9 protein-coding genes are annotated in these 8681 nt (G+C 69.7%); 4 read left to right on the top strand and 5 right to left on the bottom strand.

Features of this window, described 5'->3' with window-relative positions; genetic code table 11:
• Positions 1-157: 157 nt before the first annotated feature.
• Positions 158-1480 (bottom strand): alpha/beta hydrolase family protein, encoded by a 1323-nt coding sequence (locus ACZ63D_RS20150; RefSeq protein WP_465355835.1) that lies wholly within the window; start codon positions 1478-1480, stop codon positions 158-160.
• Positions 1481-1571: 91 nt separating this feature from the next.
• Complete coding sequence (locus ACZ63D_RS20145) at positions 1572-2147, bottom strand: ArsR/SmtB family transcription factor (RefSeq protein ID WP_465355834.1); 576 nt, start codon at positions 2145-2147, stop codon at positions 1572-1574.
• A 96-nt stretch (positions 2148-2243) separates the two neighbouring features.
• Here ACZ63D_RS20145 and ACZ63D_RS20140 point away from each other — a divergent pair, with 96 nt between their 5' ends.
• On the top strand, positions 2244-3017 hold the full coding sequence (locus ACZ63D_RS20140) for an enoyl-CoA hydratase family protein (RefSeq protein ID WP_465355833.1): 774 nt from the start codon (positions 2244-2246) through the stop codon (positions 3015-3017).
• Between the two features lie 45 nt (positions 3018-3062).
• Here the strand turns inward: ACZ63D_RS20140 and ACZ63D_RS20135 are convergent, their stop codons facing one another.
• The 3 genes from ACZ63D_RS20135 to ACZ63D_RS20125 are packed head-to-tail and all read right to left on the bottom strand — an operon-like array spanning position 3063 to position 4074.
• Entirely contained in the window at positions 3063-3413 is a 351-nt protein-coding gene (locus ACZ63D_RS20135; protein ID WP_465355832.1) for a barstar family protein, read from the bottom strand.
• A complete protein-coding gene (locus ACZ63D_RS20130) occupies positions 3410-3862 on the bottom strand; it encodes a guanyl-specific ribonuclease (protein WP_465355831.1) in 453 nt (150 codons plus the stop codon). Before ACZ63D_RS20130 ends, ACZ63D_RS20135 begins: the two co-directional genes overlap by 4 nt.
• An 11-nt stretch (positions 3863-3873) precedes the next feature.
• Positions 3874-4074 carry a hypothetical protein gene (locus ACZ63D_RS20125; RefSeq protein ID WP_037813693.1) on the bottom strand — a complete coding sequence of 67 codons (201 nt, stop codon included), beginning with the start codon at positions 4072-4074 and terminating at the stop codon, positions 3874-3876.
• 60 nt (positions 4075-4134) lie between these two features.
• Between ACZ63D_RS20125 and ACZ63D_RS20120 the strand changes: the two genes are divergently transcribed.
• The 3 genes from ACZ63D_RS20120 to ACZ63D_RS20110 all read left to right on the top strand — a co-directional run bounded on the left by ACZ63D_RS20120 (position 4135) and on the right by ACZ63D_RS20110 (position 7880).
• Positions 4135-5100: a zinc-binding dehydrogenase gene (locus ACZ63D_RS20120; protein WP_465355830.1), complete on the top strand. Its 966-nt coding sequence runs from the start codon at positions 4135-4137 to the stop codon at positions 5098-5100.
• A 162-nt stretch (positions 5101-5262) separates the two neighbouring features.
• Positions 5263-6285: an alpha/beta fold hydrolase gene (locus ACZ63D_RS20115; protein ID WP_465355829.1), complete on the top strand. Its 1023-nt coding sequence runs from the start codon at positions 5263-5265 to the stop codon at positions 6283-6285.
• 119 nt (positions 6286-6404) lie between these two features.
• Positions 6405-7880, top strand: a complete 1476-nt coding sequence (locus tag ACZ63D_RS20110; RefSeq protein ID WP_465355828.1) for an amino acid permease — start codon at positions 6405-6407, stop codon at positions 7878-7880.
• The last annotated feature ends 801 nt before the right edge of the window (positions 7881-8681 follow it).

Below are 8681 nucleotides of genomic sequence, written 5' to 3'. Positions count from 1 at the left end.
CGGGGGGGGGGGGTTTTCGTTTGGTGTGTGTCCCCCCCCCCCCCGCCCCCCCCCCCAACACCCCCACACACACAAAACAAAACACCCCCCCCCCCCACCCCCCCCCCCCCCCCCGCCCCCCCCCCCCCCCCCCCCCCCCCCCCCCCCGCACCCGGTTTCACGGCAGCAACAGTCCCCAGTAGACCGCCCACGGCACGAACACCAGCCCCGCCACAAGCGGTGCGGCCGTCCCGCGCCGCCGGTCCGGTTTCCGCAGCCCCGCAAGGGTTATCGCCCACGCCACCACCGTCGCGACCGCCAGCGCTTGCAGCGCCAGCCACGGCAGCGGCCGTCCGCCGACGACCGGTCCGAAGTCCTTCATCCCGGACATCTGCGCCCAGCCGAGCAATCCGACGAACCCGGCGACGGTCGCCGTCCCCAGCCCGGCCAGCCACCGCGACGGCCTAGTCCCCCGGCGGCGCACCAACGCAACTACGCCGCCGACCATGAACCCGCCCAGCAACAGAGCGAGCGCAATCGCTTGCGCCGTAACAGATTCCCACCATGCCAACGGTCGGAGCGCTTCCGTCGGCCGCTGGCTGAAGGCCGCGGTCTCGACGTGCACGCCCTGGCGATCCGCCAGCCACTCCGCGACCGCTGCTGGATAACCCGGCACGACCCGAGGAAGCCGATCGAATCCGGCATCGCTGGTCGCGTACAGATCCGGCCCGCCGCCCGCGATGAACCGGACCGTGTGGTTCGGGTTCGCGGCCAGTGCGTCCGCGAAGATCCGCGAGCTTTCGACGGGCGCGTGGTTGATGTCGAGATCACCCCACAACGCCAGGATCGGTTGTTTCAGCCGCCGCAACACCGGAACCGGGTCGTAATCCGCCTCGGGGAACAGCCCCGCCCCGACCGCGAACCGCGTCCCCTGCACCGGCAGTGTCGTCAACAGCGAACCGGAAATCCCTTGGTGGCGAAGGACATTCCCCCAGTACCACGAGGTCTGGCGGGCTCCGCCCAACCCGGATCCGCCGACGGTGATCACATACGAGATGTCCGGTGCCCGAGTCGCCGCGAGCGGCGCGACCCACGCGCCCTCGCTGACTCCCCAGACGCCGACCTCCTTCGCTCCCGCTTGCGCCCGCAACGCGCGCGCCGCGGCGACCAGATCGTCCGCCAGCACGCCGTAATCGCGCTGGGTCTTGGAATAGCCGCTGGTACGCCGGTCGTACACGAGCGTCGTGACGCCGATCCGCGTGAACATCTCGGCTTGTACTCGCAGGTTGTCCCGCGTCCGCCAGTCCGACCCGCCTTGCAGGACGATCGCGGACTTCACCGGTCCGGGCGGCCGGAATACCGTGCCGTGCAACGTGATTCCGCCAGAGCCGGTGAAGACGACCTCAGCGGACGGTTGAGCTTGTACTGGCTGGGCGGCCGGAAGGACCGAGCCCAGCGCGAGGATCGCGGCGGCGAGCCGCGATTTGCCCCAGGGCAGCATGAAGTGTTCTCCTTGCTTCGGGAGATCGTGCGCGTTTTCCCTTATTCCTGGGTGCCGAGTGGCCGCTCGGCACCCAGGGCCTTCCCCGGATTCAGTCCTGGACGGCCTCCCCTCCGCCCGGCGCCGGGAACGCGAGCATCCGCGTCTCGATCCGGCGCGCGCCTTCCGGCGTCTCGTCGTCCGGCCGCTGATACCGCCGCAGCAAGGCGAGATACGCCTCGAAGAAGTCCCCTAGCTCGTCCAGCGTCACGGTGATCGCGCCGCGCGAGTACGGAATCGCGTCCGCCCATTCCCCCAGCCGCGGACGTTCGCGCTCGAACCGCTCGTACAGTTCGGTGTCGCCCGCGAGCCACAACCGGTGCAGTTCGCCGATCGCCGCCTTCGCCGGATCGTCCTGCTCGTCCGCGGGCGGCAGCCGCAGGTCGTGCGGCACCGCGCGCCACCAGCGTTCCCGCCCGCGCGCGCGTTCGGGAAGTTCCTCGACGAACCCGTTCTCCGCCAGGACCCGCAGGTTGTAACTCGTCCCGCCGCTGGTCACGCCCAGCCGCTCGGCCAGCGTCGTCGACGTCGCCGGTCCGGACGCGGACAGCAGCTCGAGAATCCGCTGCCGCAGCGGGTTCGCGAGCGCCTTGAGTGCCTTCAAGTCAGCGGTGCGAGGTTCTGCCATGCCCCCACGGTAGCGGTGCACGAGTTTTCGTGCACGTGTTTTCGTGCATGAACTTCACACCCGCTTCCGGACCGGCGGTATGCGAAAGTGTCAGGCATGGCTGACGAACTGGTGCACTACGAGGTGGCGGCCGGCATCGCCACGATCACCCTGGACTCCCCGCACAACCGCAACGCGCTCTCGGCGCAGCTGCGGCGGGAACTGAGCGAGTCGCTGACCAAGGCTCGCGAGGACGACGCGGTGCGCGTGGTGCAGTTGACCCACACCGGCCCGGTGTTCTGCGCGGGCATGGACTTGAAGGAAGCCCGCGGCGCCGGTTCGTCCGACCAGGGCGTGAACGAGTTCCCGCAGATCCTGGACCAGCTGTGGACGAGCCCGAAACCGGTCGTCGCGCGGCTGGCCGGCCCGGCGCGCGCCGGCGGCATCGGCATGGTCGCCGCCTGCGACATCGCGGTCGCGGTCCCGGAAGCGACCTTCGCCTTCTCGGAAGTCCGGATCGGCGTCATCCCGGCGGTCATCAGCCTGACCGTCCTCCCGCGGCTGAACGCCCGGGCCGCGCACGAACTCTTCCTGACCGGCGACGTCTTCGACGCGAAGCGCGCGGTGGAGATCGGCCTGCTGAACGCCTGCGTCCCGGCCGAAGAGCTGGACGAGACCGTCCAGCGCTACCTCAAGTCGCTGACCCTGGGCGGCCCGAAAGCCCTGGCCGCCACAAAGGAACTGCTGGCCCGCCCGCGCCCGGCCACCCCGGCCGAAGGCTTCGCCGACATGAACGCCCTCTCCGCGGGCTTCTTCGCCAGCGAAGAAGGACAGGAAGGCATCCTGGCCTTCGCCCAGAAGCGCAAGCCGAACTGGGTCCCGCAGGACTGACACCGGCGGTGCGGGGAGCCTCGATCCGGGTTCCCCGCACCGGCGTCAGGAATCCACCAGCACCAACGTCAGCCGCCGCGCGCCGGAGCCCATCGCCCGCTGCGCGTCCGACAGCACGCTCCGCACCGCCAGGTAAGCCTTGGGCTCGGCCGTCTTCAACGCGTCCGACCCGGCCCAGATCAGCACGTGCTCGCCGGCCGGCAGCCACGACAAATCCGTGAGCATGTCGTACAGCGCGTCCAGATTCCGCCCGAAATACGACGGGAAAGACAGCGCCTCGCCGATCGCGTCCAGCGTCGACAGCTTGTCCAGCGTCCGCGTCCCGTCGACCTGATGCGGGTACGCCCCGCGCGCGAAAGCCGCGTCCGCCGCGGCCCGCGCCGTCTCCCCGCTCACCGCGCGGGGTCCACGACGACGAACGACGCGTAATGATCCGCTGTGTAATACAACTCTTTCCCCGCCCCCGTGATCAGCCGCCGCGCGCCCCGGTCCGGGCTGCCCGGCGTCTTCACGGTGTATTCGTGGTAGTAGCCGTTCTTCTCCGCGGGCAGCACCTTCTCCCGGTTCTGGAAGACGACGTCGTCATTGCGCGGATACGGGTACGGCCCGCCCTTCTGGATCAGGTTCCACGTGTCCTTCGCCTGCGGCGGCAGCGACGACAGCGGCTTGACCGGCAGCTTCGAATCGGCCCCCGGCACCTTCCCGGAAGCGGCGGCGGGAGCGCCCGAGGAGGACGCGGGCGCCGGCGAATCCGAGGACCCGGCGGTTTCCTTGACGAGCCACCCGCCGAGCACCAGCACGAGGAGACCGACGAGCGCAGCGGTGATCCGCCTACGGTTGACCATGGTGTGCCAGCTTAGGAGCGGCCGGGACCGTCGTCGTCACGGGCCGTGCCGAACCACCGGCCGAAGCGTTCGACCAGCTTGTCGATAGCCCACGCGGCGAGCAGGCACAGCGGCACGAGCACCGCCATCACCAGCACGAACTGCACCGGGAACCAGGCTTGGGCGAGCCACAGCTCGACCCCGTCCCACCAGTTGGCCAGCCCCTCGAACACGAATGTGAGCCTACGCGCGCTCGCCTGCGCGGGGCCGGGCAGGGCAGGTAGGTTGCTGCCATGTTCGCCGTATACGCGCAGGAACCCAACGCCGAGTCCCCGCTCGATTCGCTGGTCGTCGGCGAGCGGCCGGAACCCGAAGTGCCCGAAGGCTGGGTGCGGGTGCACGTCAAAGCCGCCAGCCTGAACATGCACGACCTGTGGACCTTGCGCGGCGTCGGCATCAAGGCAGACCAGTTCCCGATGATCCTCGGCTGCGACGGAGCGGGAACGCTCGACGACGGCACCGAGGTCGTGCTGCATTCGGTGATCAACGCGCCGGGCTGGCAGGGCGACGACACGCTCGACCCGAAGCGCACTCTGCTCACCGAGAAATACCAGGGCACGTTCGCCGACCAGGTCGTGGTCCCGGCCCGCAACGCGGTGCCGAAGCCGGCCGGGCTCAGCTTCGCCGAGGGCGCGACGATGGGCACCGCGTGGCTCACCGCGTACCGGATGCTGTTCGTGAAATCGGGTCTGCGTCCCGGCCAGACGATGCTGGTGCAGGGCGCGTCCGGCGGCGTGTCGACCGCGCTGATCGCGCTCGGCCGCGCGGCCGGGTTCCGGGTGTGGGTCACCGGGCGGACCGAGGAGAAGCGCGCGCTGGCCGAGAGCATCGGCGCGCACCAGGCGTTCGAATCCGGCGCGCGGCTGCCCGAGCGGGTGGACGCGGTGTTCGAGACGGTCGGCAAGGCGACCTGGGGGCACACGCTCAAATCGCTCAAGCCGGGCGGCGTGGTCGTGGTGTCCGGTTCGACCAGCGGGCCGGACCCGTCGGCCGACCTGCAGCGGGTGTTCTTCCTGCAGCTGCGCGTCCTCGGCTCGACCATGGGCACCCGCGACGAGCTCGCCGACCTGCTCGCCTACCTCGATCTGAAGGGCATCAAGCCGCAGATCGGCACGGAGCTCCCCCTGACGGAGGCCCCCGCCGGATTCGCCGCGATGGCCGCCGGGGAGACCGCGGGCAAGATCGTCTTCACCCGCTGAACCCGGTCGCACCGCGCTGGCCTGGGCTTTTGCTCTCCGAGCGAGCCCAGGCCAACGCTTTTACCCGCTATCCGGTGAATCGTCAACACCCCAGCTTCGCAATCAGATAGTGACCCCCAAAGTTCCACCAGAAGTCGACCTTGGGCGGTTAACCTGGAGAACATGACCGCGACGCAGCGGCCAGTCCCGGTCGGCCGGGGCGGCCGGGACCCCGCCGGACCGGAGGCGATCCGGGAATCGTTCCGGCGCTTCGCCGGCATGCGCACCCGCGTGCTGGAGGTCGGACCGGCCATCGCCGAGGCGCCTGCACCCAAGCGCACGCGCCGCAAGGGCTCCGGGAAACCCCGCGCGCCCCGGCTGGTGTTGCTCCACGGGTATTGCGACAGTGCCGACACGTGGCGTCCGGTACTCGGAGAACTAGCCGAGGCGGGCATCGCCGCGGTCGCGGTCGACCTTCCCGGCTTCGGCGACGCGCAGCCGCTGCGCCCCGGCCCGATGCTGCCGCAGCTCGACGCGTTCACCGCCGCGGTGGTGCGCGAACAGGCCGTGCTCGGCCCAGTGGTGCTCGCGGGCAACTCGCTCGGCGGCACGATGAGCCTGCGCGCGGCGCAGAACCACCGGCTCCCGACCGCGGGCGTGGTGTCGATCGCCGCGCCCGGCTTCGTCGACTCGTGGCTGGTGCGCACGGTCGGCCGCAACCCGCTGCCGCTGCGGCTGTACTCCTCGCTTCCGTTGCCGGTGCCGGGTTTCCTGGTCCGCGCGGTCGCCGAACAACTCGTCCCCCGGATCCTCTACGCCGATTCGCGCCAGGCGGACGCGAGCCAGGTCCGCCGGTTCACCACGCTCTTCCCCGACTACCGGGCCACCACGTCCCGGCTCGAACAGGCCCGGCAGCTCGTCGCGGAGCTGGCCGACGCCTACCGGCTCGACCAGATCCAGATCCCGCTGCTCGCGGTCGCGTGCGGCAAGGACAAGCTCGTGACGGCCGCGTCCGGGCGGAAGCTGCACACCCTGGTGCCGCACAGCAGGCTGGTCGTCCGGGAGGACTGGGGCCACTGCCCGCAGCTGGACGGCCCGGCCGAGGTCGCGGAGCTGCTCGCCTTCTTCGCCGCGGGCGCGGTCCGCACGGCCGCCCGCCCGGCGCCCACGGTCAGCGACGTCGAGGACGACTCGGCGACCGGGTGACCCGAGCCGGCGAGATCGTCACACTGCGGAGTCGGTGACAGGCGGGGCGCCTCCGGGTACGGTGCCCTGCCAGGGCCCGGAACCCGGGCCCGGCGAACCACCAGTCTGAGGAGACCTCGATGTCAGCTCCGCGCGGCGGCCCTAACCTGGGCTCCGGGTCCGGGATCTTCCGGCGGAAGCCGATCGAAACCATCGAGCAGGCCGTCGAAAGCGGCCTGCAGCGCACACTCGGCTTGCGGCAGCTGACCGCGATCGGCGTCGGCGGCATCATCGGCGCGGGCATCTTCTCCCTCGCCGGTGCGGTCGCGAACAAGACCGCGGGCCCGGCCGTGCTGATCTCGTTCCTGATCGCGGGCATCGCGAGCGCGGCGGCGGCGTTCTCCTACGCCGAGTTCGCCGGGCTCATCCCGCGCGCGGGCTCCGCCTACACCTACGGCTACGCGGTGCTCGGCGAGATCGTCGGCTGGTTCATCGGCTGGGACCTGCTGCTGGAGTACACCGCGATCGTGTCCGTGGTGGCGATCGGGATTTCCGGCTACTTCAACGATTTGCTGGGCTTCCTGCACGTCTCCCTGCCGCACTGGATGTCCGGCGCGCCGGGGACGGAACCGGCGGGCGTCGAACCGGGGTCCTACAAGGTCAACCTGTTCGCGGTGCTGTTGTGCTTGCTGATCGCGTTCATCCTGAACCAGGGCATGAAGAACGCGGCGCGCTTCGAAACGCTGCTGGTGTACCTCAAGGTCGGCCTGGTGCTGCTGGTGATCGTGGTCGGCGCCTTCCACATCCAAAGCGGCAACTACAGCAACTTCTTCCCGTTCGGCCTCAGCGGCGCGTTCACCGGCGCGGCGACAGTGTTCTTCGCGGTCTTCGGCTACGACGCGATGTCCACCGCGGCCGAGGAATCGCAGGACTCGCAGAAGCACATGCCGAAGGCGATCATCTACTCGCTGGCGATCTCGATGGTGCTGTACGTGCTGGCCTGCCTGGTCCTGACCGGCATGGTGAAGTACACGGACATCAACCCGGAAGCAGCGTTCTCGAGCGCGTTCGCGAAGGTCGGCCTCGGCTGGCTGGGCGCGATCATCGCGGTCGGTGCCATCATCGGCATCCTGACGGTCCTGTTCACGTTCTTGATGGGCGCGACCCGCGTGGGCTACTCGATGAGCCGCGACGGCCTGCTGCCGAAGTGGTTCTCGAAAACCCATCCGGTGCGCAAGGTCCCCTCGCGAATCACCTGGATCCTGGGAGCCGCTTCAGCCTTGATCGCCGGGGTGCTGCCGATCGGCGAGGCCGCGGAACTGACGAACATCGGCATCCTGCTGGCCTTCGTGGTCGTGTGCGTCGCGGTGATCGTGCTGCGCTACAAGCGCCCCGACCTGCCGCGCACGTTCAAGACGCCGGGCATGCCGGTGGTGCCGGTCATCGGGGTCGTGTTCTCGATCTGGCTGATCACGTTCCTCAAGCCGGAAACCTGGCTGCGCTTCGCGATCTGGTTCGTGATCGGCATGGCGATCTACTTCGCCTACGGCAAACGCCACTCCGCGATGGAACGCGGCAACGACGCGCCTGGCGGAGCGGAGTCCACTTCGGACTGACGCTTTCGGGCGGGTTGAGCGGGTTTTTACGCGGGGGACGTTGTGATAGCGTCCCCCGCGTTTTCTTTTGCGCTGCGGGTTCGCTGGCTCGCCTCGCCGGTCTTGGCCACGTCGGCTTCGGTTCTGCTTACCGCAGTTGGTCGCCTCGGTTGCCGCACACGCCCATCGGCTCGGACCTCGGTGACCGGTGCTGTGCCCGATCAGGCAGGGTTTCCGCCCGCGCGCGCACCTCGTCTCCGCCTCGTCATCGTGCTGGCGGCTACTGCCCGCAGCCTTGGCATCGCGCCGATGGCTACAGCCCGCAGCCGAAGCACCCCACCAAAACCATCGCCCGCGCCTCGCCTCCAGGGGAGGTCTCAACGCCAACCGGTCGAGCCGCTCCACCGCTGTCTTCGCTCGGCAAGCAGAGCTCCCCGCCGCGCGGACGACGTCAATGCGGCCAGCGGCTTCGTCGCGAGGTCACGGCACGGCTGCCCCAGAGCCATTGCGCTGCCGTGGTTTCAGCCGAATCCACCCGCTCAACTCCGCTCGGCGAGCGAATCACCGCACCGCCAAGCCCTCCGCCCGTGCCTTGGTCCTCGGCGGGTGTTTCAGCACGACCGGTCAGCCGCTCCGCTGCCTGCCTTCAGCAGAGATGTCAACCCAACCAGACAAACCGCTCCACCACCTGCCAACGCCCCCGCCTCCCGCCACAGCAGAGACGTCAACCCAACCAGACAAACCGCTCCACCACCTGCCAACGCCCCCGCCTCCCGCCACAGCAGAGACGTCAACCCAACCAGACAAACCGCTCCACCACCT

The sequence above is a fragment of the Amycolatopsis sp. NPDC104775 genome, from assembly GCF_055583325.1.
This window is presented reverse-complemented; position numbering and strand designations above follow the sequence as displayed.

What these genes read in the sequence shown, in the direction of transcription:
- ACZ63D_RS20150 (WP_465355835.1), bottom strand. Translation starts at nt 1,480, where the DNA reads ATGCTGCCCTGGGGCAAATCGCGGCTCGCCGCCGCGATCCTCGCGCTG.
- ACZ63D_RS20145 (WP_465355834.1), bottom strand. Translation starts at nt 2,147, where the DNA reads ATGGCAGAACCTCGCACCGCTGACTTGAAGGCACTCAAGGCGCTCGCG.
- ACZ63D_RS20140 (WP_465355833.1), top strand. Translation starts at nt 2,244, where the DNA reads ATGGCTGACGAACTGGTGCACTACGAGGTGGCGGCCGGCATCGCCACG.
- ACZ63D_RS20130 (WP_465355831.1), bottom strand. Translation starts at nt 3,862, where the DNA reads ATGGTCAACCGTAGGCGGATCACCGCTGCGCTCGTCGGTCTCCTCGTG.
- ACZ63D_RS20120 (WP_465355830.1), top strand. Translation starts at nt 4,135, where the DNA reads ATGTTCGCCGTATACGCGCAGGAACCCAACGCCGAGTCCCCGCTCGAT.
- ACZ63D_RS20115 (WP_465355829.1), top strand. Translation starts at nt 5,263, where the DNA reads ATGACCGCGACGCAGCGGCCAGTCCCGGTCGGCCGGGGCGGCCGGGAC.
- ACZ63D_RS20110 (WP_465355828.1), top strand. Translation starts at nt 6,405, where the DNA reads ATGTCAGCTCCGCGCGGCGGCCCTAACCTGGGCTCCGGGTCCGGGATC.